At 66.9% G+C, this 23,686-nt stretch carries 17 protein-coding genes and 1 pseudogene; 4 read left to right on the forward strand and 14 right to left on the reverse strand.

Annotated elements, in window-relative coordinates:
* Positions 1 to 88: 88 nt before the first annotated feature.
* The 6 genes from AB4Y78_RS09070 to AB4Y78_RS09095 all read right to left on the reverse strand — a co-directional run bounded on the left by AB4Y78_RS09070 (position 89) and on the right by AB4Y78_RS09095 (position 7,537).
* Positions 89 to 3,244, reverse strand: a complete 3,156-nt coding sequence (locus AB4Y78_RS09070) for a type I restriction endonuclease subunit R (RefSeq protein WP_441713408.1) — start codon at positions 3,242 to 3,244, stop codon at positions 89 to 91.
* The gene (locus AB4Y78_RS09075; RefSeq protein ID WP_072625953.1) at positions 3,244 to 4,461 is read right to left on the reverse strand and encodes a restriction endonuclease subunit S; all 1,218 of its coding nucleotides are present in this window, start codon (positions 4,459 to 4,461) and stop codon (positions 3,244 to 3,246) included. Before AB4Y78_RS09075 ends, AB4Y78_RS09070 begins: the two co-directional genes overlap by 1 nt.
* Positions 4,461 to 6,233 carry a type I restriction-modification system subunit M gene (locus AB4Y78_RS09080; RefSeq protein ID WP_441713409.1) on the reverse strand — a complete coding sequence of 591 codons (1,773 nt, stop codon included), beginning with the start codon at positions 6,231 to 6,233 and terminating at the stop codon, positions 4,461 to 4,463. The genes AB4Y78_RS09075 and AB4Y78_RS09080 overlap by 1 nt, the downstream gene beginning before the upstream one ends.
* 91 nt (positions 6,234 to 6,324) lie before the next feature.
* Positions 6,325 to 6,738, reverse strand: coding sequence for an Abi family protein (locus AB4Y78_RS09085; RefSeq protein ID WP_072625955.1), 414 nt, complete (start codon positions 6,736 to 6,738; stop codon positions 6,325 to 6,327).
* Between the two features lie 2 nt (positions 6,739 to 6,740).
* The gene (gene hepT / locus AB4Y78_RS09090; RefSeq protein ID WP_072625956.1) at positions 6,741 to 7,130 is read right to left on the reverse strand and encodes a type VII toxin-antitoxin system HepT family RNase toxin; all 390 of its coding nucleotides are present in this window, start codon (positions 7,128 to 7,130) and stop codon (positions 6,741 to 6,743) included.
* On the reverse strand, positions 7,127 to 7,537 hold the full coding sequence (locus AB4Y78_RS09095) for a hypothetical protein (protein WP_072625957.1): 411 nt from the start codon (positions 7,535 to 7,537) through the stop codon (positions 7,127 to 7,129). The genes hepT and AB4Y78_RS09095 overlap by 4 nt, the downstream gene beginning before the upstream one ends.
* Positions 7,538 to 7,672: 135 nt before the next feature.
* On the opposite strand from AB4Y78_RS09095, the gene AB4Y78_RS09100 reads away from it, so the two are divergent.
* The 3 genes from AB4Y78_RS09100 (at position 7,673) to AB4Y78_RS09110 (ending at position 10,517) form a co-directional block, all read left to right on the forward strand.
* Complete coding sequence (locus AB4Y78_RS09100; protein WP_072625958.1) at positions 7,673 to 9,253, forward strand: cation:proton antiporter family protein; 1,581 nt, start codon at positions 7,673 to 7,675, stop codon at positions 9,251 to 9,253.
* Between the two features lie 17 nt (positions 9,254 to 9,270).
* The gene (locus AB4Y78_RS09105) at positions 9,271 to 9,723 is read left to right on the forward strand and encodes a MaoC family dehydratase (RefSeq protein ID WP_072625959.1); all 453 of its coding nucleotides are present in this window, start codon (positions 9,271 to 9,273) and stop codon (positions 9,721 to 9,723) included.
* A gap of 257 nt (positions 9,724 to 9,980) precedes the next feature.
* Positions 9,981 to 10,517 carry a hypothetical protein gene (locus AB4Y78_RS09110; protein ID WP_072625960.1) on the forward strand — a complete coding sequence of 179 codons (537 nt, stop codon included), beginning with the start codon at positions 9,981 to 9,983 and terminating at the stop codon, positions 10,515 to 10,517.
* Here AB4Y78_RS09110 and AB4Y78_RS09115 read toward each other — a convergent pair.
* The gene (locus AB4Y78_RS09115) at positions 10,499 to 11,857 is read right to left on the reverse strand and encodes an ISL3 family transposase (RefSeq protein ID WP_418268663.1); all 1,359 of its coding nucleotides are present in this window, start codon (positions 11,855 to 11,857) and stop codon (positions 10,499 to 10,501) included. The two genes, AB4Y78_RS09110 and AB4Y78_RS09115, sit on opposite strands and share 19 nt — an antisense overlap.
* A gap of 123 nt (positions 11,858 to 11,980) precedes the next feature.
* Here AB4Y78_RS09115 and AB4Y78_RS09120 point away from each other — a divergent pair.
* Positions 11,981 to 12,127: pseudogene (locus AB4Y78_RS09120) on the forward strand (IS3 family transposase); the annotation flags it as partial.
* A 183-nt stretch (positions 12,128 to 12,310) separates the two neighbouring features.
* Here AB4Y78_RS09120 and AB4Y78_RS09125 read toward each other — a convergent pair.
* From AB4Y78_RS09125 to dnaB, 7 genes are all read right to left on the reverse strand, one after another.
* Entirely contained in the window at positions 12,311 to 13,453 is a 1,143-nt protein-coding gene (locus AB4Y78_RS09125) for a DUF5677 domain-containing protein (protein ID WP_072625962.1), read from the reverse strand.
* 46 nt (positions 13,454 to 13,499) lie between these two features.
* Positions 13,500 to 15,212 carry a TniQ family protein gene (locus tag AB4Y78_RS09130; RefSeq protein WP_441737063.1) on the reverse strand — a complete coding sequence of 571 codons (1,713 nt, stop codon included), beginning with the start codon at positions 15,210 to 15,212 and terminating at the stop codon, positions 13,500 to 13,502.
* Positions 15,202 to 16,650, reverse strand: a complete 1,449-nt coding sequence (locus tag AB4Y78_RS09135) for a TniQ family protein (RefSeq protein ID WP_072625964.1) — start codon at positions 16,648 to 16,650, stop codon at positions 15,202 to 15,204. The genes AB4Y78_RS09130 and AB4Y78_RS09135 overlap by 11 nt, the downstream gene beginning before the upstream one ends.
* Positions 16,647 to 17,750, reverse strand: coding sequence for a TniB family NTP-binding protein (locus AB4Y78_RS09140; protein WP_072625965.1), 1,104 nt, complete (start codon positions 17,748 to 17,750; stop codon positions 16,647 to 16,649). The genes AB4Y78_RS09135 and AB4Y78_RS09140 overlap by 4 nt, the downstream gene beginning before the upstream one ends.
* Complete coding sequence (locus AB4Y78_RS09145; RefSeq protein WP_072625966.1) at positions 17,747 to 20,071, reverse strand: DDE-type integrase/transposase/recombinase; 2,325 nt, start codon at positions 20,069 to 20,071, stop codon at positions 17,747 to 17,749. The genes AB4Y78_RS09140 and AB4Y78_RS09145 overlap by 4 nt, the downstream gene beginning before the upstream one ends.
* A complete protein-coding gene (locus AB4Y78_RS09150) occupies positions 20,068 to 20,739 on the reverse strand; it encodes a TnsA-like heteromeric transposase endonuclease subunit (RefSeq protein WP_335589216.1) in 672 nt (223 codons plus the stop codon). Before AB4Y78_RS09150 ends, AB4Y78_RS09145 begins: the two co-directional genes overlap by 4 nt.
* Before the next feature lie 277 nt (positions 20,740 to 21,016).
* Positions 21,017 to 23,632: a replicative DNA helicase gene (gene dnaB / locus AB4Y78_RS09155; RefSeq protein WP_259909189.1), complete on the reverse strand. Its 2,616-nt coding sequence runs from the start codon at positions 23,630 to 23,632 to the stop codon at positions 21,017 to 21,019.
* Between the last annotated feature and the right edge of the window lie 54 nt (positions 23,633 to 23,686).

Raw genomic sequence — 23,686 nt, forward strand, 5'->3', positions numbered from 1 at the left:
CGAGCCGACAACCGGGATGACGCTGTGACTGGTGCACGGCAGGCCGCGGCGCCACGGGACTGGTGGCGATTTGAGCAGTTGCACGTCTTCAGGTGTGGACCCCGCTTTCCTGGGCAGTTTCGTAGAACGCGTCCGCCAGCGCCACAACCACGCCGTGCGCGCCGGGCCCATCACTGAAGAAGTAGTCCGCCATGGTGTTGTGCGCGTCTTGGTTCTCCACGACCGCCTCGGTGACAGCGGCTTGGAAGTCCTGCGACTCCATGAACTGCTTTTTCGAGTTCACCCGCGTCTGCGCCACGAGGTCGGGGTAGTCGAGCAGCCGCTCGACGAGCCCGTTGACGAACTCCCGGATCTGCGACTCAGCGAAGGACTCCGCGCCAAACAGGTCGTTCATCCGGTCGATGACCACCTGGAGCGCGACGTACTTCGGCTCCTTCTTCGACCCGGACCCGGCGGCGCTGATCCCCTTCAGCTCCCCGTCGCCGGTGAGTGAGATGTCGGCGGTAGCAGCCTTGGTGTGCTTGACCCCGACGAGCACGACGTCGGACAGGTCGACGTCGGCCGACCAGGACTCGTCCTTGATCACCCGCTCGAGTAGCCGCAGGTAGATCGAGAGCATCTCCATGTACGGGTCGCCGTAGTCGACGATCTGACTCATGAAGTCGTACAGCCGCACGTAGGTCGACACGTCCTTGCGGAAGAGGTCGAGCTCGTTGAGCAACACCTTGTCGTCGGTCTCGAGCGCCTTCTCGTACCGCTTCGCAAACGCCGTCTTCCCCGGAGAGACCGCCGCGGTCAGCGCGTTGTTGCCCTTGCGCCGAACCCACAGCTCGGCGGTCTTGCGGACCTCGTCCTCGGTGTAGATCCCCGCGTGCGCCAGCTTCGTCGCCAGGTGCACCACCACATAGGGGTCGGTCTCGGTCTCGAGGCGAGCCGCCGTGAAGTACGGCTCGAAGGACTGCCGGATGTCCTCCGGCTTGTTCACGAAGTCGATGACGAAGGTCTTGCGCTTCTGCTCCCCACCAGCGGTGCGGTGCGTGCGGTTCAACCGCGACAGCGTCTGCACCGCGGTCACCCCGGACAGGCGCTTGTCGACGTACATCGCCGACAGCAGCGGCTGGTCGAAGCCGGTCTGGAACTTGTTGGCGACCGTCATGATCTTGTGCGTGTCGCCCTTGAACGCCGCCGCCAGGTCACTGCCGGCGCCGGGGTTCATGTTCGCCTCGGTGAACTCGTCGTCCTTGCTCGGCGCCGGCCCCCACTCGACAGTCCACACCTCGTTCTCATCCATCGTCACCCCACCGGAGAAGGCAACGAGCGTGCGGTAGTTGTACGAGGGATCTTCCGCGGCACGCTTGGCGATGAAGGCATCAATCGCCTTCTTGTACTTCACCGCGGACTTGCGCGAGTCCGTCACGACCATCGCCTTGGCCTTGCCGTCGAGCAGGTGCGCGACGTTGGCGTGGAAGTGCTCGACGATGATCTGCACCTTCTGGCTGATGTTCGTCGGGTGCAGCTGCACCCACCGCATCAGCCCCTTGCGCGCAGTCCCCTCTTCGACCTCCCCTTCGCCGGTGGCGTTGGCCTTGCCGGCGATTTTCAGCGCGGTGTCGTAGGACTGGTACCCCTTGAGCACGTCGAGGATGTACCCCTCCTCGATGGCCTGCTTCATCGAGTACAGGTGAAACTCCACCGGCTTCCCGCTGCCATCGCCGGTCGAGCCTGTCGAGACCCTCCGGCCGAAAAGTTCCAGCGTCTTGTTCTTCGGCGTCGCGGTGAAGGCCAGGTAGGAGATGTTCGGCGACTCCGCCCGCTCCCCCATCTCTGCGGCTAGGACCGACTCGACATCGACCTGCCCGCCTTCCTCGATGTCCTCGACCTCCTCCGCCGTGAGCACCGCCTTGAGCTTCGCGGAGACCTGCCCGGACTGCGAGGAGTGCGCCTCGTCAGCGATCACCGCGAACTTCTTGCCCTTCAGCGCCGAGTCCTTGCGGATCTCATCCAGCGCGAACGGGAAGGTCTGCACCGTCACCGCAATGATCAGCTCACCGTTCTTCAGCGCCTTGGCCAGTAGGTTCGACTTCGAGGTCGCGCCCGCCTTGTGCACGTCTTCCGGGCTGATCGTCGCCACGATCTTCTTGCCGCCGTCGATCTGCCGGATCGCGTCCTGCAGCTGCCCGTCGAGGACCGTGCGGTCGACGACGACGATCACCGAGTCGAAGACCTTCTGGTCGTTGACGTGCAGCCGCGCCAGCCGGTGCGCGGTCCACGCGATCGTGTTCGTCTTGCCCGACCCCGCCGAGTGCTCGATGAGATATCGCTGTCCCACGCCCTCGTCCTCGATGGCGGCAGCGATGTTGGTGACGGCCTCCCACTGGTGGAAGCGGGGGAAGAGCATGGACGTGCGGCGAAGGGAAGTCCCCGTCGCCACGTCCCACTCCTCCTTGGTCTCGAGGATCATCAGTCGGCCGATGATGTTGAGCCAGGCGTGCTTCTCCCACACGCGTTGCCACAGATATGCCGTCGAGGACGTGCCGTCCGCGGCCGGCGGGTTGCCGGCGCCGCCTTCGTTGCCGGTGTTGAAGGGGAGGAAGTGCGTCTTGTCGCCCTCGAGCCGCGTGGTCATCGCGGCGAGGTCGTTGGAGACCGCGAAGTGCACAAGGGCCCGGTGGCCGAAGGACAGCAGCGGCTCGACCCGGCCGTTGGTGATCGGGTGGCGGTCCTTCTTGTACTGGCTGACCGCCTCGTCCAGCGACTGCGTGAAGTCAGTCTTCAGCTCCACCGTCGCCACCGGCAGCCCGTTGACGAAGAACACCAGGTCGATGCTGCGCTGGTCCGCCGTCGAGAAGTGCACCTGACGCATCACCCGCACCCGCATCGCCGCGTACTGCTCGACGGTCGTCGGGTTCAGCGTGGTGTCGGGGCGGAACTGCGCCATCTTCAACCGCCCGCCACCGACGAACTGCACACCGTTGCGCAGGATGTTGAGCATCCCGCCGCCGTGCTCGAGCGGCTTGTCGAGAGCGGTGGCGAGGACGTCGAGGAACTTCGCCTCCGACCCCGCAGCCTTCAACGCCTTGGCGAAGGGAGTCGGCTGCGTCTCCTCCAACCACGCGAAGAGGTCGGCCGGGAACAGCGCCCGCTCCCGGTCGTAACCCTGGTCGCTCTTGGAGTACAGCCAGCCGTGCGCCTCGAGATGCGCACAGATCTCGGATTCGAAGACCACCTCGTTGTGGTCAGCCATCACGCCACCTCTCGTACGTCGATCTGCCCTGTCACCGCCGCTGTGATCAGCGCCGCACGCCGTTCCCGCGACAGCTCAATGAACCGCTCCGTCCCCGCGATGAGATCGTCAATCTTCGCCAAGCGATCGGCGAGCACCACTGGCGCGTCGGCGTCTGTCGGTAGATGAATCTCGAACCTCGCGAGATCCTGCATCCCGAGAGTCGGCTGAATGCTGTCGCCACTGGTCGCCAACTGCGCCTGATGGAGAAAACTGTCCGACCCGAACCAGGCGCAAAGCAGTGGGGCGATCGACGGGTCCTTGCACCGAAGCACCGCAACCGCCCGAGCCACGTTTGCCCCAGCAAGCCACGCAGGCGCAAGCGCCGCTTGACCCATCTTGCCCACGACACCCAAGAGGACCTCGCCGCCGGCAACCTTGGTTCGGGCGTACTCATCCGACTGCTCGCATTCGATAGCCCGCATGGGCCTCTCTGAACTGAGATGCAGGATGTCACCGACTCGGACGAACCGAACTCCGGCGTCCTCATCGACATACCTCGGCACCAGCACTCCGTATGAAGGCCGGGACGCCAGAAGCCGGCCAACCTTGGTAGTCACCGTCGCAGGACCCGACTCGAAAGTCGTCGAGATGACCGCAGTCCGCCGCTCTCGGAGCAGTTCGATCAGGCGCTGCTGCTCCTCGATGAGCGTGTCGATGCGGGCGGTCTCGCGGTCGAGGTAGTCAGCGATGGCCCGCTGTTCCTCCACCTTGGGACGCTGAAACCAGATGTTGCCCACCTGGCCAGCGTTCAAGTTGGCCTGTGTGTTGCTCCGGACCTCCCGCAGGAGCTCGTCCTTCATGTTCAGCAGGACGTATCGAAGGAATCGAGAATCGATTTTCTCAGGATTTGGTGTGATGCCCAAGAGCGCCTGATTCCAGGTTGCCCGGCGATCGAGAAACGCAACCTCGCCGACACTCGCGTACATCGCGAAGAGAAGCGTTCCCGGTTCCCCAATCGGCATACCTCGCGAGGCCAACCCTTCTGGCGACAATGACTTCGCCGTGCTCGTCACCCGCTCGCGGCGACTCATGTCCGCGATAGCTACGAACGGGGTGCCGCCCGGGTCATCTCCGTCTAACCACAGGTCGAGATCGTCCGTTGGGGGAGTGGCGCCGGCTGCCATCGTCGCGTCCCACTTGATCCGGCCGACGCCCCAGCGATTGCCTTCGCGCATCAGGCTTCCACCTCGCGCAACAGTTCGAGGATCTTGGCAACCTGCTTCTCCAGATCCGCGTCGATCTCGGCGAGAGGCCGGGGTGGGACATATTTGTAGAAGTGGCGGGTGAAGGGGATCTCGTATCCGACCTTCGTCTTGGCGTGGTCGATCCAAGCGTCGGGGACGTGGGGCACGACCTCGGCGTCGAAGTAGGCCTCGATGACCTCGCTTCGAGACGCTCCTTCGTCGCTCCTCACCGAGCGATCGTCATCGTCGGGGGCCAGCCCGTAGGTGAAGGGGACGCTTTCCGTGTCGCGCTTCTTGCTGTCCGGCTTGGGCCTGCCCTTGCGGTCGGTGACGACCTCCCCTTCGTCATCCAACAGAGGCCGCTCGACCGTGATCGTCCAGTAGCCGAAGTCCTCGTTGCGGAGCACCTTGGAGTGCTCTGGGTCCGCGTCCTCGAAGTCGTCGTAGAGCTTGAGGACCTTGGCGCGGTCCGCGTCGCTGATCTCGCGGTTCTTCGAGCCGAGGCTCTTGCGCATCTTCGTCCAATAGGACGTGCCGTCGATGAGCTGGACCTTGCCCTTGCGCTCGTCCACCTTGGAGTTGTCGAGGATCCAGATGTAGGTCGCGATGCCGGTATTGAAGAACATGTTCGTCGGCAGCGCGACGATCGCCTCGACGAGGTCGCTCTCCAGCAGGTGCCGTCGAATCTCGGAGGGACCGGAGCCGGCAGCGCCGTTGAAGAGTGGCGAGCCGTTCATGACGATGCCCACCCGGCCGCCGCCGTCCTGCGGATCGCGCATCTTGTGCGCTAGGTGGAGCAGGAAGAGCATCTGACCGTCCGACGTCGCGGGCAGGCCCGGAGCGAAGCGGCCGAAAGGGCCAGCCTGCTCGCGCTCCTCCTTGACGGTCTTCGCGTACTGCTTCCAGTCCACGCCGTAGGGCGGATTGGACATGCAGAAATCGAACTGGCGATTGGTGAAGGCAGGTTCGGTCAGGGTGTTGCCGAAGGCGATGTTGGTGGGGTCGTTGCCCTTGGCGAGCATGTCCGACTTGCAGATGGCGTAGGACTGCGGGTTGTACTCCTGCCCGAAGAGACTCAGCCGCGCGTCGGGGTTCTGCGCGAGCAGGTGCTCCTGGGCGAGCGAGAGCATGCCGCCCGTGCCGGCCGTGGGGTCGTAGAGCGTGCGCACGATGCCTGCCTCGCCCAGGCCAGCGTCCTCCTCGGCGAAGAGCAGGTCGACGAGCAGCTTGATCGCGTCGCGGGGCGTGTAGTGGTCACCGGAGGTCTCGTTCGCGGCCTCGTTGAACTTGCGGATGATGTACTCGAAGGCGTCGCCCATGTCCGAGTTGGAGACCCGGTCGGGGTGCAGGTCGATCGCCGCGAAGGAGCTGACGACCTCGCGCAGCAGCTCGGCCTTCTCGAGCGCGACGATCTCCTTCTTGAAGTCGAAGTACTCGAAGACGTCGACGTCCGGGGAAAAGCGGTCGATGTAGTCGTTGAGGTTGTCCGCCAGCCCGTCGGCGTCCTTGAGCAGGTTGGCGAAGGAGTAGTTCGAGGTGTTGTAGAAGGTCCGCCCGGTCGCCTTCTTCACCTCGACCTTGAGCCGGTTGGGGTTGTCGAACTTGGCCGCCAGATCACGGACGGTCTCGCGGTCAGGAGCGAGGATGCAGTCGAGGCGCCGGAGGATCGTCAGCGGGAGGATGACGTTGCCGTACTGGTTCGGCCGGTACGGCCCCCGCAGCTGGTCAGCGATTGACCAGATGAAGCTTCCGAGCGTGCTCAACAGGACCCCTCACGGCAAGACGACGACTGTCTGCGTCATCTTGCCGCAGGGGCGGGCCGCATGGGCTACTGCCCTCGGCCGTCGTTCTGAGTCACGATCTCCACAGATCGAGGTGCGGCCAGTCTCGCGGTGCGCCCATGTGGGTGACCGGGATCCTGGTGACGTCCGGATAGGACCTCATCACCGCGGGCAACAGGGTCGTCCGCTCGCCGGACGCACGCAGCAAGTACTGCACCAGAGTCAACTGACCGAAGCTCCTGGTGAAGTCAGCCGAGACATCGAGCTCCCTGGCTCTGTGCGCCGGGGGCAACTTCGGCCTCAGCGCGAATGCCCTGTTGAACAGGCGGCCGTGGTGGGCGCAGACGTTCCTGACGATGTTGAGTGACTTCAGCCATGACTCGAGTTGCGGTGCCCTCAGATCGAAGGCTGCGGCTACCTCGTCCTGCACTCCCCGCGGTGAAAAGCCGAATAGCCATACAAGGCCGCCCCAATCGAGTATCTCCACCGCTAGTCGCGTCGGGCGAGGGGCACGGCAGCGGCGACCATCTCGAGATCGGTCGCCACGTACTCGTGGATGAGGACGTCGCGCATCCCGACCGATGACTTGAGGGCATCCGCGAGCTCCTGCTCGATGAGGCCGGCGGTGACGGCCGCGTCGAAGCTCTGGCGGTACTCGGTCGGTCGCAGCCCGCCGAGGCTCGTCGCGGCGTGCGTGTTGATATCGGCCGCGAGGTCGACGAGCTGGGTGAGGATGCGCTCTGCAGCCCGGCGGGTGATGCGGTCCTGCGTCAGCGACCCCACCGTGACGTCGCCCATCGCGTCCAGGTCGTCGAGCAGCTCGCGCATGAGGCCGAGCCTGACCTGGAGCACCTCCCTGGAGAAGTCGCGCGGGCTCATCGGGTCAGCGTCTCGAGCGCGCGGTCGCGGAAGCGCTGGGTGTCGCAGTACTCGCCGAAGGCCGCCATCTGGGCGTTGGCGTAGCGACCCGGGGTGAGCTCGACGAGCACGTCGACGCCGTGGAGCGCCTCGTAGCGGGCGACAGAGCCGGCGTCGTCGAGCGACATGACGTCGACGTGGTCGCCGTACCTCTCTCCCAGTGCATTGACGACGTCGAGGTGCGAGGCGTTCGGCCCGCCACGGAGCCGGCCGTAGGCGAGGTCGATGTCCCCAGCGGCCGACGGGTCGTCGACCGCACTGCCGAAGAGCACGAGCAGGTCCACACCCAGGCGCACGCACAGATCGGCCAGCGACCCGTCCGCCGCGTCGACGCGAAGCCGCTCGACGACGCCCGCGAGATCGCTCATGCGTTCAGGCTATCGGCCTTGCTGATCATGCTGGTCGAGGCGCGAGGAGCGCAGCGACGAGCCTCGAGACCGAAGGTGCGAGCGCCAGCGAGCCTCGATCGGCACCCCTTCGTCGTGTGACATAATGTCCTCGCCATGGAGATCGCCAGCACCTACCTGCTCGTGACCTTCGCGTGTGCGTTGGTCGCGATGGTGCTGCGGCTGCCGCCGCTCGTGGGCTTCCTCGCGGCGGGGTTCGTCCTCGCCGGCATGGACGCGCCGGAGCTGCCCGGGCTGGACACCGCGGCGAGCCTGGGCGTGACGCTGCTGCTCTTCACGATCGGGCTCAAGCTCGACGTGCGCGTGCTGCTGCGGCGCGAGGTGTGGTTCACCGCGACCGCGCACATGCTCATCTTCACGGTCGTCGGGGCGGGGCTGCTCAAGCTCTTCATGCTCCTCGGGCTGCCCTTCCTCGACGGGCTGCCGTGGCCGGCGCTGCTCATCATCGGCTTCGCCTTCTCGTACTCGAGCACCGTGCTCGTCGTGAAAATCCTCGAGGAGCGGGGCGAGTCGCAGGCCTTCTACGGCCGCATCGCCATCGGTGTCCTCGTGCTCCAGGACGTCGCGGCTGTCGCCTTCATCGTCGCGTCGAGCGCGGACCTGCCCTCGCCGTGGGTGCCGGCGCTCCTGCTCGTCTGGCCGATCTCGCGGGTCCTGCGGCGCGTGTGGGCCTCGATCGGCCACGGGGAGATGCAGGTGCTCTTCGGCGTGGTGGTGGCCTTCGTCCCGGGGTACGCGTTCTTCGACGCGGTCGGGCTCAAGGGCGACCTGGGGGCCCTCATCATGGGCCTGCTCCTGGCCGGCCACCCGGCGGCGACGGAGCTGACACGGCACCTGTCGCCGGTGAAGAACTTGCTGCTCGTCGCCTTCTTCATCGACATCGGCATGACCGGGGTGCCCCAGCCCGAGCACGTGCTCGACGCCGTGCTGCTGCTCGTGCTCGTGCCGCTGCAGGGGCTGGGGTACAGCCTGCTGCTGCGCATGTCGCAGATCAGCCGGCACACGACGAGCCGGGCCGGTCTGGCGCTGGCGAACTTCTCCGAGTTCGGGCTCATCGTGCTCGCCGTCGCGGTAAGCGTGGAGTGGGTGACGGAGGACTGGCTGACCATCGGGGCGCTCGCGGTCGCCCTGAGCTTCGTCCTCTCGGCGGCGGCGAACCGCTCGGAGCGCCTGGCGGACACGTACGCGAAGATCCTCCCGAGCGACCCGCCGCCCGACCGGCTGCACGAGGAGTGCCGGCAGGTGGACTTCGGCGACGCGCGGGCGCTCGTGCTCGGGATGGGCCGAGTCGGCAAGAGCGCGGCTCGCCAGCTCGTGAAGGAGCACGGTGTGAGCGTGCTGGGTCTGGAGCAGGACAAGGAGCGGATCTCGGCGTTGGCGGCGAAGGGGTGGCGCGTCCTGGAGGCCGACGCCAGCGACCTGCGTCTGTGGGAGTCGCTCCGCGGGTCGCGGGTCGAGATGATCGTCGTCGCGCTCCCGTCGCACGAGACGAGCCTGGACGTCCTGCGGGTACTGCGCGGCACCGGCTTCACCGGGACCGTCGCCGCGATGGCCCGCTACCCCGATCACGTCCGGCAGCTCACCGACGCCGGCGCGGACGTCGTCCTCCAGGTCTACGAAGGGGCGGGGGCGCAGCTCGCCGACGAGGCGGTCCTGGCTCTCCCGGCTGGCCGCTGATCCCCGATACTCGACCCATGCGCACCTTTACCTCTCTCGACGACCTGCTCGCCCTCGAAGGCCAGGAGGTCGGCACGTCCGACTGGCTGACGATCACCCAGGAGCAGGTCGACCAGTTCGCCGAGGCGACGGGCGACCACCAGTGGATCCACGTCGATGTCGAGCGGGCGAAGGACTCCCCCTTCGGCGGGACGATCGCGCACGGCTTCCTCACGCTGTCGCTCATCCCGGTCTTCGCGCAGCAGATCTTCGACCTGCAGTTCGGCGACGCGAAGCTCAACTACGGCTGCGACTCGGTCCGCTTCACCAACCCGGTGCCCGTCGGGTCTCGGGTGCGTGCGACGGCGACCTTCGAGGGGGTCAAGCAGCTCGAGAAGGGCGTGCAGATCACGACCAAGTACGTCGTCGAGATCGAAGGGGTGGAACGTCCCGCCCTCGTGGCGCAGCAGATCACCCTGGTGCTGGGCTGACGCTCCCTTCTCACCGGGCATGTTGCCCGAGGTGTGAGGAGCGCAGCGACGAGCCTCGAAGGCTTCGTTCCGATGGAACGGAACGAAGGGGTCAGCCGACGCCGGGGGCTGGTCTCGGTGATCACTGCGGTGATTTACTTCAGCCTGCTCGAGGGGGTGGCACCGGCCCGTCTGATGGCCGAGTTGGCTCAGGTTCGACGCCGCTCCCTTGGGTCGGAACGAAGGTCTGGCGCCATCGGTCACACTAGTCTCAGGCCATGGACGCTGCCGTCGACGCCGAGTTGCTGCGGCGGGAAGTCATAGCTGCCGCCCTGCGCGTTCGCGCGGAGGAGCGAGGCGGAGCTATTCCACTCTCTGAGCTTGCGGACTTCGAGCTGCCAGATGGCTCACGCCAGAGGCTCTTTGATCCGGGCAAAGGTGGCATCTGGAATCCCAAGGATTTCCTTGCGACTCTCGCGATCGTCACCAGTCCCGATGGCCCCTACGCTGACCGGGAGTCGGGCGGACTGCTGACGTACAGCTATCAGAAGGGACCGGATGGCGGGAAGAACCTCAAGCTCCGTCGAGCGCTCGAGCTGAACCTCCCAGTCATCCGTTTCAACAAGATCGCGAAGAATTACTACGTGCCGATCTACCCCGTGTACGTCGTGGGGGACAACCCGATTACACGCGAGTTCATCCTCACGGTGGACGAAGCGATTCGCGCTGTACCGGGAGCAGAGATGAGTCCCATCGAGAAGCTCTACGCGGCCCGGATCGTGCAACAGGGCTCTTCCTACCTGAGGTGGGGGTGAGTGAGCCCGCCGCCGATGAGCAGCATGCGTAGCCGGTAGTGCTCGCGGTTACGGAAGCCGCGGGCGATGCGGCGGTGGAGCTCGATCAGGCCGTTGATCGCCTCCGTGCCGCCGTTGTTGGCGCGGCCGGTGTCGAAGTAGGCCAGGAACGCTTCCCGCCACTGCTTGAGGGTCTTCCCGAGTCGCTTGATCTCCGGGATCGGGCAGGTCGGCAGGCTGGCGAGGACCTTCTCGGCGATCCGCCGGCCTTCGACCGGGCTCGTGGCCTTGTAGGCCGACCGGAGCTGTTGGGCACACAGCCAGGCGACGAGCACCTCGTCGTGACGTTCGTCGGCGGCGATCGCCTTGTCGAGGCGTGCGCGCTGGCGGTCGGTGAGCTTCTCCTGGCCGCAGCGCAGGATCATCCTGATGCCGTAGAGCGGGTCGTTCTTGCGGCCGCGGTGGCCGTGGATCTCCTGCTGGACCCGGCGCCTCACTTCGTCGACGGCCTGGGTGCCGAGCTTGACCACATGGAAGGCGTCGAGCACGACGGTGGCGTCCTCGAGCTGGTCGTCGATGGCGTTCTTGTAGCCGTGGAACGGGTCGAGGGTGGCGACCTCGACACCGTCGCGGAAGTCCTCGCCACGCTCTTTGAGCCAGTCGCTGTAGGCCTTCCCGGACCGGCCGGGCACCAGGTCCAGCAGCCGCGCCCTAGGGTTGCCGTACTCATCGGGAGTGAGGTCGACCATCCCGGTCAGCTGCTTGGGCCCACGGCCACCATCTTCGATCGGGAACTCGCTGACGTGGTGCCACACATGCTCATCGACCCCGAGGCGCTTCACGCCGGCGAACCTGGAGTTGTCGTCGGCCATCTCCTGCAGCAGCGGTCGGATCGAGGACCACACGGTGTTCCACGTCGTCCCGAGCTGTCGGGCGATCCCGCTGATCGAGGTGTGCTCGCGGCGGATCTGGTTGATCGCCCACCAGCACGCCCGCGTCGTCAACAGAGCCCGAGGCCGGGCGACCTGCTCGTCCTGCTCGGTGAAGACCTTCGTCGGACACGACGGCTCGACGCAGCGCCAGGTCCGCTTGCGCCAGATCAGCCGGACCGGCCGGTCGAAGCACGGCGCATCGACCAGCACCACGTCACGGCGGCCGTGGCTGCCCGCAATGACACCGCACGTCGGGCAACCCATCGGGGTCCTGGGCGACTCGACCCGCACCGTGAGCAGCCCGATGTCGTGGTCGAACTCGACGGCGATCACGTGCAGCTCGCCGAGCCCGACGAGCAGGTCGCAGCGCGAGCAGTAGCGGGTGTCGCGATGGCAGCGCGCAGCGATGTGCGCCGTAGGCTCGGACAACGTCGAGGTCCTTCGGAAAGGTGTGCTTGGTCGCCACTGATCCTGAAGGCCTCGACGTCCCTCACCCCGCAGCCAAGCTCACACCGGCGCGCCCCTCACCCCCACCGCAACTCGGAAGAGCCGCTAATCCGCGGCCCCGCACGCCAGGGACGGCCCTGGAAGAGCATCGAGGATGTCGAGCTCGCCACCCTGTCCTGGGTCCACTGGCACAACCACGACCGCCTCCACGGCTACCTGGGCGACGTCCCGCCAGCAGAGTTCGAGGAAGCGTGTTGCTCCCCAATCCACGCCGCCTTGAGAGGGCCCATCTGGACGCCCTGCGGGCCTGGATCGCGCCCGCACCGTGACATGTTGCGCAGCGATCGAGGGCAAGCAGGCGGCCTGGGTCGAGAGACATCGGCGCATGGTGTCGGCTGCCAGCGACGAATCACGGGCTGGAGACGCAATTGAGAGTCACAACCTGCGCCGCAGTCGTCGCACTAGGCGATGTGCTGCGCGGAGCGCGGCACTGAGAGCATCGCCCCGCCGATTTCGGTTGGCGGCTAACCCGCGGCGCAGTTCGTCTTGGAACACGGCTTCCGCGTTCGTCACGGTGTCCTCACCCCGACCCATCTCACGGCTGACGGCTTCACTCAGATGTCTTACCCCGACAAGGAGCGAAGCACCTGTGTCGTCGACTACTCCGTCCGCCTCGATGCGCGCGGGGACCACGTACTCGACGATGCCGACGAGGAACGCCGTGGCGAGTTCGGCGGGCAAGGCGAGGTCGCGGTTGGTCGCGCCCGCAAGGAGGACTGATTCGTGCTCACGGGTGCTGACCACATTGTGGAGGCCTTCGGAACCAGCGTGAACGTGTTCGCTGGTGAGGACGTAGAAGAAGTGACCTTCGGGGAAGACCAGTTCCCCGAGCATCCTCGTGCTGATCGCCTTCTTCCAGTCGGGAAAGAGAGGCGCTGCCCATCCCCACATTTGCCGGAAGGATTTGCCGTACGTGTCGAGGAGCGCACGATGATTCTGATCGATCAGAGCCAGTACATCCTCGTCGAGGACGCTTCCGACATCTCCCACCTGTGTAGCGAGGAGGTCTTTCACCGTGGATGGCAGGAATATGTCGCGGTGGTCCAGGTATCGGTTGATAAGTTCTGGATGCTTCCCGTCGGGGCGGCCATGCTCGGCGAGAACCCCCAGGGTGATGAGCAGTTCGTGCAGAAACCTCGCTCGGGTGAGTGCCCCGTTAGGGAAGCCTCCCCGGAGCAGGGCAGCCGTTTCGGCATAGGCGGACAGCGCCCGGGCACAACAGCCGTGCAGCACGGCGTAGAACACTTCAAATTCTTCGTCGGGGTCGTCCACCATCGAGCGATGGACCCTGATCTTGGCCCACTGTGCGGCTTCGGCGGCAGCGGAGTGCACGAGGTCCATCGCCTCAAACCCTGCGCCGTAGTCGCGAAAGAGGCGGTCTTGGAAGCCATCACGGTCGTCGTGAACCGAAGCTAGCTGACGAGAGGACGCAGCGTCGACGCTCGCGCAAAAGTCCTTGATCTGCTGGGCGCCGAGGAACTCGTCGGGGTCTCCGAAGTTGAGGGTGGTCTCTGGCATGGCCGGTCATCGTCTCCGAAGTTGAGGGTGGTCTCTGGCATGGCCGTCAGTCCAGCAGGTTTTTGTTGGCGGCGTCCGCGCTCATGGCGGGGGAACTGGTGCTCACCGGGTCTCCCGGTCTGTGGGAGGGGATGCGGGGCTCGAAGGCATGGCGCAGGCTGGTCTGTTGCTCGGGAGTGAGAGTTGCGGCGAATCTCCGCGCTCGGGCCGGGTCTGCATGGGGCGCCACCGCTGGGTGAGCATGGGCCACACGTGTCCACAGCCACTGCATGGCCAGGGGATGGCTCGCCGCCCTGGTTCCGGGTCTGTCTCGTCGCGCCCAGGACGTGAACCACGAGGTAGATGCGGTGAGGGCACGGACCTGGTCTTCTAGGGCGCGGTAGTCGTGGCCCTCGAGACGGCCGGCAGCAGCGGTTATGGCGGCGAGGACGGTGGAGGGTGCAGCGGTCTGGCTCGCCACGGCGGCTGCGGCGCACCGCGATCCAAGGTCAGCCGGAAGTTCCAGCGCACGGGCGGCGTCGGCCCAGGTAGTGATGCCGGGGTGGGTGCGGGCCATCGACAGGGAGGCGAATAGCCGGATGGTCTTGGCTCGGGAGGTGAACAGACCGACCAGGTGCGCCTCGTAGAGCGTGCGGGGCAGGACTTGGGGAATCTGCCGTGTGGAGACTCTCAGCGGGGGCGTTGTGTCGAGGAGTCGAGAGAGGCGCCGACGGGGGGCGTGAGTGGCCATAATCAGGCGGGTCGTGCCGGCCGTGTGCCGGGTGTGATCGGCGGCCCAGCCCAGGAGGCCGTCCGGAGTGTGCGGTATCTCCTCGGCCCAAGGAGTGAAGCGCGTGACTGCTTCCTCGAGGTCGGAGCTGGTGAGGATATCGGTGGCTGTGGTCAGCGCCCGGGATCGGGTGGGGATGTCCGCCGGTAGGCGTAGGCCCCATCGGGGCGCCCGGTGTCGGGCATGGGTCGCGTCATGAACCTGAGCTGCCCACCCGGACGGCAGGCCGGGGCTGATGGTGGCGATGTGAAGCAGCAAGGTGGTCAGACCGTGGACGTCTTCAAGGAACTGGCGCGCCGTCGTATCTTCGCCGAAGACACGGGGTGCTCGCATCGCCGGGAACTGAGCCTGAGTTCGCGTTTGTCGGTCGACGCATCCGGGGTCCGCCGCTTCCACCGGGAGCGCGGCGAGGTCTGTAGGGCAGTAGTGGCCGCGTCGGCCGAGGGCGTTGCCGCAGCGGGTCTTGGCGCCGATCGGGCGCAGAAGGGTGGATCTGGTGGCGCGGAAGGGTCGCTGACAGCCCGGGCAGGTCGAGAGCAGGTAGGAGCCGTGTCGAAGACAGACGGTGCTGGTCGTTAGGCGCCAGGAGATGTCCCAGGTTCCGGTCTCGGCGAGGCAGCGGGGGCAGGCCTGGGTTCCCTGGCCGGGTGCCCAGCCTCGGGCGGCAACGGTGCGGTAGCTGGCTTGGTGATGCGGGTCCAGACCGGACAGGTCGATAAGCGTCCCGTCGACGGCGGCGAGCGTTGCGGCGGTCAACGACGCCGTGGACTGGCCGGTCAGGCCAGAGAGGACCTCGAGGGTGCGGGGTGTGGGGCGCAGCAGCAGGTAGCGGGTGGTATCGGTGGCGTCGGTGACGGCGCGCATGACCGTGGCCGGGGGGATGTGGTTGGCGTCGGCGGCGTGCTCGAGGTAGCAGTCCAAGGCTTGTCCGGCGTGCAGGGTCGGGCGCGTCGGCAAGACAGTCAGGCTACGGCTGTGGTCAGGAGACATGACGCTCACCGTGCTCATGGACCGGTCGCGCGAAGGACCCGTCGAGGACGGTCGTTGCGCTGACTTGCAGGTACTGCTGCCACCACTCGCGTAGGAGCATCCGGCCTTCGGGGTTCAGGTCATGGTCAAAGGCCAGCAGTATGGAAGGGGCCATATGGGCATGTGGCCCGCCAGCAGGCCGTCCGAGAGTTGCATCAAGCCAGACCCATGCGGCCGCGACGCTGCGGGCGTCGGGCGTGTGCGCAGCAGCTGCGGGCAAGTCCTCGACGACGCCCCGTGGAATCGACCGGACGTGGCGCAGGGTTTGGCGACGCTCCGCCAGAAGCGGCAGCCCTTCGTTGCGGAGGAAGGCCAAATAGGTCGCCAGGCGGCGATAAGTGTCCACGTCCTCTGTGAGGTCCTCGGCGAGCCGGGCCACGCGCGAGTTGATGGTGGCTGCGTGCAGTCTGTGGATGTCGGGGATGGCGAGGTAGTTATCCCGGGCTTGGCCGACCAGTGCCGTCAGGGCTACGGCCTCGGCGGTGCGGACCGTGCGGGCCGCTTCGGGCAGGACGATGGGGTCGTCGCTGCGGCGCATGATGGTAGGGATGTGCACGACCTGGACGCCGTAGTCCAAGATCAGGGCGAGCGTGGCGTCGCACCCGGTGTCGGCGTCGGGCCATCGCGGCACCAGATCCGGGGAGGGCAACCACGGGTCGCCCATGATGGCGATCTGGTCGGCGAGGTCACGGGAGGCGGCCTCGGTGGCGGACGCGGTCCAGGTCAACGCCAAGGTCGTCGCGGTGACGTACGGGGGCCGGGCGACGACCCGCCCTGGTTGCAGCCCCCAGCACAGGAAATCCACCACGGACTCACGCCAATGCGTGGACTCGCCGGGCAGACGTGGGGGCCAGTTGGTCCACAGCGCATGCTCAAGACCTGCCATCAAAGACTCGACCCTGGTCAAGCGGTCTCGGGCACGATGGGAGTCGGCAGCAGCGGAAAGAGCCACCTGCACTTCGCGGTGGACAGCGTCCAGATCGGGTCCCGAATGGCTGGGGTGCGGGAAGTAGGCGTCGCGTAGGAAGCATCCGCAGTTGGGGCACAGCACGACGATGTTCAGTCGTGCGGCCACGGTCGCGACCTGGCATTGGGGGCAAGTGGCGGGTTGACCGGCATACCGGCGGCCGGTGCGGGCTCGTTCCGGCGCAGCGCTCGGGTAGGCGCCACGCAGGGTCGCTGTCTTCAACGTATCCACGGTCGTGGCGGTCAGTGTCGTGACACGGTGTAGAAGGTCTCTCGGGGGGTCTTCCCACACCCGTGAGTGGGCCTGCAGTCCGGTGAGCTCGCGGACGGTGGTGTGGTTCGCGATGGCGGCGCGGGCCATGAAGGCGGCGAGGTCCTCGCCCGGTTGCAGGTGTGGACGCGCTGGCAGCGGAGGCTGCGCAGGCCCGGTCATGCCGAGGCTCCTGACCTTGGGTCAGCCGTAACCGAAGGGGCACTGCCCGGGACGGTGGCTCGCGGCCGGGCAGCGTCTGCGTTTCGTCGTTCCGCTCGTGCGGCGAGAGTGACGCCCGTGAGGTGCTTCTCGGTGATGGCCCAGGTTCCGTCCTCGATGGCAGCAGTCGTAGCGTCGCGCAATAGTTGGAGCAGGTCACGGTGGTAGCCGGCGCTGCGTTCGAGCCAGAGGTGTGGCAGTTGGTTCCAGATGTGCTCGGGTTGACCTGCCGGTAGGTAGGGCTGGGCGTGCGTCGCACACTCGCGCAGGAACTGTCGGAAGGCCAGCCGGTCGGCCTTGGTGGTGCCGGTGTAGGGCGCGACGGGGACCTCGTAGGCCCGGCCGGTCACCTGCGGGTCGTCCATAACCGGGTGGGTGTGCAGGTTCGCGCCAGCGAGGATGACGGTGGCACCAAGCTCGCCGACGGCGGTGACCACGGCCTTGAGGTGGTCCAGCGCCTCCCGACCCAGCTTCAGGGAGGTCTTCAGCAGATGCAGGTCATCAACGATCAGCAGGCGCACCCCGTGACGTTCCAGCAGGTCGAGGTAGCGCACGCGCTTCTCGACACCAGGCGGGTAACCCAGGGCCTGGACGATCTGGGCGTTGAATTTCGCCACCGTTGTGCCGGCCGCCAGAGACAGGAAGAGCACGGGGACGTGATCAACCTCGAGCCTCTCGACCCTGCGTCCGGTGACGGAACGGGCCGTGTTCACGGGACGAGCATGCGGGTCGGTGTGCGGGGCAACTAAGCGCCGATGCGCGTCGAAGGCCACCTGGTAGAGCATCGTGGACTTCCCCAGGACGTTGTCGCCGGTCACGATCGCCACGTCCTTGGTGCCGGTCAGCGACTGCGCGTTGCCCTCGATCAGGGCGGTCAGGCGTTGTCGGATGCCGCGGTCGCGTTCGGAGTCGAAGTAGTGGCCGGCCAAGTACCGGCGTACCTCGGCGGCGCGGGCACGTCGCTCCTGGTGGGACATGCCGGTCGCGTCCTGGGTGGTGATCGGCGGTGGCGGCCCGATTGCTGGGGTGAAGGCCAAGGAGTGCAGCAGTTCGGCTTTCATTCCTGGTCCTCCAAGTCAGACCAGTCGGCAGCGTCGGTCTCCCAAGGCTCCCGGGCCGTCTTCGCCGGCGGCATGGGGCGCGACCGCGGGCGTGGCGTCCCGCCGGTCGATGGCGTGCGGCCGCCCGCGGCGGAGGCGGCCTCACTGTGGTCGTGCTTGGACTGACCCGAGCGCATGGCGGCGGCGGTGAGCATGTTGCCGTGCCAGTCCGCCAACTCTGGATCCCCCCGCAGCCGGTCGTACCCGTCGGTGGCGTTCAGGGTGGTCAAGACCTCTTCCTCGATCCCGTCGCGGGAAAGATCCCTGTAGGAGCCGCGCCTCTTCATCAGGCCTTTGGCGTGACGCAAGGTCACCTCTGTCATCGGCGCCCGCAGTTCGTGCTCACGGCGCCAGGGCACCCGGATGATCCCCCCGGAGTCGGGGTGACGCAGCCAGTACGCCGAGACATCCCGCGGGTCGTAGTAGAACGGTGCCGCCTTCGGCCCCGCCCGGTGACGCTGATCCCCGGTGTGCCCGGCCTGGTCGGGCGAGCGGAAGGTCCAGTCCCGCACGTTGCGGAACTCATCCAGCTCTCGGCAGTCGTAGTACAAGTCGTCGAACTCGACGCCGTTTGCGCCGATCTGGCCCCACCGGATGGGCATCGCGTCGTAGATCAGGTCCGCACGCTGGAGCACGTGGATGCGCCCCTGGGCGGCCATCAGGCTGTCGTAGACGTCCAGTGGGGTCAGCCGCATCCGGGCGTCCTCGGCGGTGATGCTCTTGTCGGCCAGCACCAGGCTGGAGTGCGGGCTGCGGTGATACGTCGTGGCGATCCACTCCCGGATGTGCCGCTCCAGTTCCCGCGGCGTCAGCGCCGGGGCACCGCCGTGGAAGACCGGCTGACCGGCCTTGTCCAAGGTGATACGCCCGACCTTCGAGCCCCGCTCGGATACGTTGTGGCCCTTGTACCCAGGCGCGGCCTGGAAACAGGCCTGCAGGGTCTCCCAGAAGCGCTCCATGACCGCGTTGTCGGTCGGGTGCGCACCACGGGAGAGCAGCAAGTTGATCCCGAACTGGCGACACAACGCCCGAAAATGGGTCCCGGTGAAAATGCTGCCCCGATCCGCTCGGATCGCATCCGGCAGTACACCGGGGATGCCGTGCTCACTGACCAACGGCCGGTCCGCGAGCCCATCGATGCGCTCGGCTTCGGCCAGTGCATGCGGGAACAACCCGATGTGCTCCGGGACCCCGGCCCACCGCCAGTCATCCACCCGGGCCGGATCCACCGCCAGGCTGTAGGGCCGCAGGATGTCGACCAGCAGCAGGCCGGCCTCGAACCCGGTCGGGCTGCGGGGGAAGACCCTCGTCCCCACGATCACCCGGCTGGCCAGGTCGATCGCCGTCATCACCTCCACGCTGACCGCGGACCCGGTGAACGGGTCGAAGCAGAAGTTGTCCGCGCGGGTGACATCGATCGCCACCACCTGCCCCACACCGACCGTCGCGAAGGACGAATACGAGGCAGTGGTCCGCAGCTTGTTCGTCTTGTGGGCCCGCGTCGTGCGCCCCAGCGGCTTGACCACGTGAGCGATGTACCTGCGCAGAGTGTCCCGGGGCAGCTCTTCAATCACGAAGCCGTCGGCAGTGAGCTTGCCCAGGACCTGCCGGTAGATGTCCTTCTGCCGCTTCGCGGACTCCGTCCCGTCGAACCGGGCCACGACCTGGCGACACACGTCCTTGATCTCTTCGTCCAACGAGGCGAACTGCGACCGACCCTTCCGGCTGCGGCCATCGACCAGCTCGAACAGTCCCCCCGGTTCCCCGAAGTAGTCCCGGTGCCAGTTCCGGATGGCGTTGGCCGTCGGGGACCCGATCCGACCTGGCCGCGTCGAGCGGCCTGCCTCACGGTCACGACGAGCCTGACGATCCTGATCGTCCTCGGCTGCCAGCTGCTCGACCATTGCCGAGAGCTTGCGAGCCAGCGAGATTCCGTCTGCCGGATCGAACGGCCAGAATGGCTCACCCTCGCGCGCCAAGGCACGATGTCCCCGCGCGAAGCCCGTCTCGACGGTCAGGACGATCTCCTCGCGGTCGAGCGCCAACTGGCGCGCGGCCTCGCGGACGCTCTCGAACTTGTGCCGGAAGGGCCCCGCCACGGCGTCAACGCGGCCATCGAGCATCCCCACGGCCACCTCGAGGTCCTCGAACCGAATGTCGAGAACTTCGCCGTGGATGGTCTCGACGCGCACGCTCAGCGGGCGGACACCCACCACCAGCAGCGGGCGGCCATCTTCACCTTGGATGGTCGCGCCGTCGTGCAGCGCGACTCGCGCGCTCACGACCGTCCCGCCCAGACCACGGGAGTGTCTTCGCTCCACCGGTCGGCAAGGTCCAACTCGACGTCGCCCCGCCAAGCCAGGTGCCACAGTGTCGACAACAGATAGCCGCCCTCATCGGCTGCGGCGATGTCCCCGAAGGTCACGCCGGCGCCGTGGGTGATTTCGCGTAGGCGTGCCGTCGCGGCTGGCATCCACGGCTGCTGTCTGCGGGCCATCGACAGCCACCGCAGGTTGACCTCCTCCGCGCCAGAGAGTCCGGGAAAGACCCGGTGCCTCCACCCGCGGGTGGTGCACGCCTCAGCAGTCTTCTCGACCTTCCAGTTGAAGTCGATGTCCTGTAACTCGGCCGGGCGCGCATCCCACACCGTCACCGACCCGTCGACGCGCACGCTGAGCAGGTCGGGATAGTGCGACTTCCTCGGTGACCACCGAAGGAGGAAGGGCTGGGCCACAAGGCACGCGACGTTCTGGTCCCGATCGAGCATCATCATCAACTGATGCTCCAGGCCCGACTCCAGTGTCAGATCGTCCCCGATTGTCATCGAGAAGGCATGCACCGGAACATTCCGCGAGTACGTCGAGGAGCGAACCTTGCGGACCGACCCCAGCTGCCGCACATCTGGAGGTCCAGCACCCCAGTCCCAGCCAGAGACGACCTGTCCTTCCACAGCGAAGGACCACTCCGGGTCCGAAGATTGAGTTTCCGGCACCGCAACATCTACAGTGGACACAACGACTCCTCCTGCCACCCAGCCAAGGGATCAGGTAGTTGTTCACGAGGGCGTCCCGGGCCAACGGGACGCCCTCGAACTTTGTCTGCACAGCGACACTACCGAACGCTGGCGCTCCAGTACCACGCCGTAGGCGAAACGCCTAACGACACGCCGCAATTGCCCGTAAACAATGTACAGAGCCGTTTGTACAAACTAGGCCCCCTCTCTACAGTTAGAACCCACCCGAGTCTTTCGCCAGGTTTGAGAAGCGAGCGTAGTGACCCTGGAAGCCGAGGACGATGTCGGCGGTCGGGCCGTTTCGGTGCTTGGCCACGATGACGTCGGCCTCCCCTTCGCGCTCGGACCCGGGGTCGCGGTCGCGGTGGAGCAGGATCACGAGGTCAGCATCCTGCTCGATCGAGCCACTCTCTCTCAGGTCACTCATCGCCGGACGCTTGTCGGTGCGCTGCTCGGGGCCACGGTTCAGCTGCGAGATCGCGATGACCGGGACCTGCAGCTCCTTGGCCAGGAGCTTGAGCGCACGGGAGAACTCGGAGACCTCCTGCTGGCGGGACTCGACCTTCTTGCCGGAGGTCATCAGCTGCAGGTAGTCGATGACGATGAGCTTGAGGTTGTGCTGCTGCTTGAGGCGCCGCGCCTTGGCGCGGATCTCCATGAGCGCGAGGTTGGGTGAGTCGTCGATGTAGAGCGGGCTGTCGCTGATCCGGCCGACGACGCGGGAGAGCTTGCGCCAGTCGGGGTCGCTCATCTTGCCGCGGCGCAGGTGCTGCAGCTGGATGCTCGCCTCCGCGGCGAGCACACGCATGGTGATCTCGCTGCGGCTCATCTCGAGGGAAAAGATCGCGGTCGCCATCTGGTGGTGGATCGCGGCCGCGCGGGCGATGTCCACGCCCAGCGTCGAGTTGTGCGTCGGGATCATCGACCGGCCAGCCAGGTAGAGGTGCGCCGGGTTGTCGACCTCGACGCAGCGCACCGGCACCGACTCGATGCGACGCACGTCCGTGATGAATCGGGAGTTGCGCCGCTGGAAGGCGCGCGACCGCAGATCCTTGTGGCGAATCGCCTTGCGCTCGAGCCAGAAGACGTCCTCGTCCGCGCTGAAGGTCAGGGTGTAAACGGTCGACGACTCCTGGCTGCGACCATGGACGGCCTTTTCGCTGACCCCGAAGCGGTAGCCCAGCCCGGCCACGAGGTCGCGCACATCCCCCATCAACCGTGCCGAGGTCGAGGTGAACTGGACGCACCCGACGTTGGTGACCGTGCCATCAGTGTCGAGCAGGCCCGCCAGGAGCGCGCGCCGCTGCTCCTCGGACGCCCTGAGGTAGTCCATCGGGATGTGCTTGTCGCCGAGCACACCGATCTTGCGCAGCAGCGCCTGCACCGTGCCGTGGTCGTTGTGGCACTCCTGGCACCGCCGCCTGCCCGACGACGGACGACCGCAGTCGGGGCACGTGGGGTCCGCCATGCGGGGCGTCCCCTTCGACTTGCCACCGCACGAGCGACCGCACGTCTTCACCTGTGACGTGTGCGGGACGAACTCGGAACCGCAGACCACGCACTCTCGCACCGCCACGTCCTCGACGGGCAGCCGGAGGGAGTAGCGCATGGCCGCGCTGGTCTTCGTCACCACGAGCCCCTGGCCCTCCAGGTAGGTGACGATCTCGGGGTCGTCGGTGGTGAACATCGCGCAGTCGCTGGTGCCGTCTCCGAGCCAGGCACCGAGGACGTAGGGCGAGAGCGCAAGATCCGCCGCGGGCAGCTCGAGCGGCTGGGCCAGCGCGACAGAGTGGTTGAGGCGCGCGTCCTTGGTCGCGGTGCGGATGGTGGCCGCGATCTCCTCGGTGGTGCGGACCTCGGCGAAGGTGCGCTGGTTCTTCGTGCCGTTGCGCCCGTCGCGGGCGGCCTGGAAGGACTTGCGCGACGCGCGGGTGTCCGTCAGCCACTGATGCTGCGCATCCGCAACGATCACCGAGCCGTCCGAGAACTCGACCTCATAACAGGGGCGGTCGGTCATGACCTCCGTCGCGGCGACGACAGTCGTCGCCCGGCCCTCGGCGTCGATGAGCTGGTCACCGACGGCGACCTCGCCCATGGTCGTCCAGCCTGTCGGTGTGGGCAGCGGGGTGTCGAGGGCGAGCGCCTTGCCGATGGCCGGCCTGGCCGCGATGACGACCATCTGGCCCGGGTGCAGACCGTGCGTCAGCTCGTCGAGGTCGGTGAAGCCCGTCGGCACACCGGTCATCTCGTCGGTGCGACCGGCGGCGACCTCGATCTCGGTCATCGTCTCGTTGAGCGTGTCCCACAGGGGGGCGTAGTCCTCGCCGCCACGCTTCTCCGCGACGGTGTAGACCTCGGCCTGAGCCTGGTTGACGATGTCCTCGACGTCGCCGCCGCCCTGGGCGTAACCCATCTGGACGATCTTGGTCCCGGCCTCGACGAGGCGCCGCAGCACCGCCCGCTCGGCGACGATCTGCGCGTAGTACCCGGCGTTGGCCGCGGTCGGCACCGACTGGATGAGGTCGTGCAGGTACGCCTGCCCGCCCGCGCGCTGCAGGTCGCCGCGCTTGCTCAGCTCGTCGGCGACCGTGATCGCGTCGGCCGGCTCGCCGCGGCTGTAGAGGTCGATGACCGCGTCGAAGATCAGCTCGTGCGCCGGCCGGTAGAAGTCGTGCCCGCGCACCGCCTCACCGACGTCGGCGATCGCATCCTTGGACAGCAGCATGCCGCCGAGGACGGACTGCTCGGCGCCGACGTCCTGCGGCGGGAGCCGGTCGGAGGGCGGACCGGACGCGTAGCCGTCGGTGTCCCCGTAGCTCCTCGCGCCCATGTCAGTCGTCGTCACCGCGTCGCCCTCCGTGTGCCTGCCCCGGACCCCGACGAA

It is taken from the genome of Janibacter sp. RAF52 (assembly GCF_052114035.1).
In the GTDB taxonomy this organism is placed as follows: Bacteria; Actinomycetota; Actinomycetes; order Actinomycetales; family Dermatophilaceae; genus Janibacter; species Janibacter hoylei.

Coding starts and splice junctions, on each gene's coding strand:
- AB4Y78_RS09135 (WP_072625964.1), bottom strand. CDS start 16,650: ATGACCGGGCCTGCGCAGCCTCCGCTGCCAGCGCGTCCACACCTGCAA.
- dnaB (WP_259909189.1), bottom strand. CDS start 23,632: ATGGGCGCGAGGAGCTACGGGGACACCGACGGCTACGCGTCCGGTCCG.
- AB4Y78_RS09105 (WP_072625959.1), top strand. CDS start 9,271: ATGCGCACCTTTACCTCTCTCGACGACCTGCTCGCCCTCGAAGGCCAG.
- hepT (WP_072625956.1), bottom strand. CDS start 7,130: ATGAGCCCGCGCGACTTCTCCAGGGAGGTGCTCCAGGTCAGGCTCGGC.
- AB4Y78_RS09125 (WP_072625962.1), bottom strand. CDS start 13,453: ATGCCAGAGACCACCCTCAACTTCGGAGACCCCGACGAGTTCCTCGGC.
- AB4Y78_RS09110 (WP_072625960.1), top strand. CDS start 9,981: ATGGACGCTGCCGTCGACGCCGAGTTGCTGCGGCGGGAAGTCATAGCT.
- AB4Y78_RS09075 (WP_072625953.1), bottom strand. CDS start 4,461: ATGCGCGAAGGCAATCGCTGGGGCGTCGGCCGGATCAAGTGGGACGCG.
- AB4Y78_RS09095 (WP_072625957.1), bottom strand. CDS start 7,537: ATGAGCGATCTCGCGGGCGTCGTCGAGCGGCTTCGCGTCGACGCGGCG.
- AB4Y78_RS09140 (WP_072625965.1), bottom strand. CDS start 17,750: ATGAAAGCCGAACTGCTGCACTCCTTGGCCTTCACCCCAGCAATCGGG.
- AB4Y78_RS09070 (WP_441713408.1), bottom strand. CDS start 3,244: ATGGCTGACCACAACGAGGTGGTCTTCGAATCCGAGATCTGTGCGCAT.
- AB4Y78_RS09100 (WP_072625958.1), top strand. CDS start 7,673: ATGGAGATCGCCAGCACCTACCTGCTCGTGACCTTCGCGTGTGCGTTG.
- AB4Y78_RS09130 (WP_441737063.1), bottom strand. CDS start 15,212: ATGTCTCCTGACCACAGCCGTAGCCTGACTGTCTTGCCGACGCGCCCG.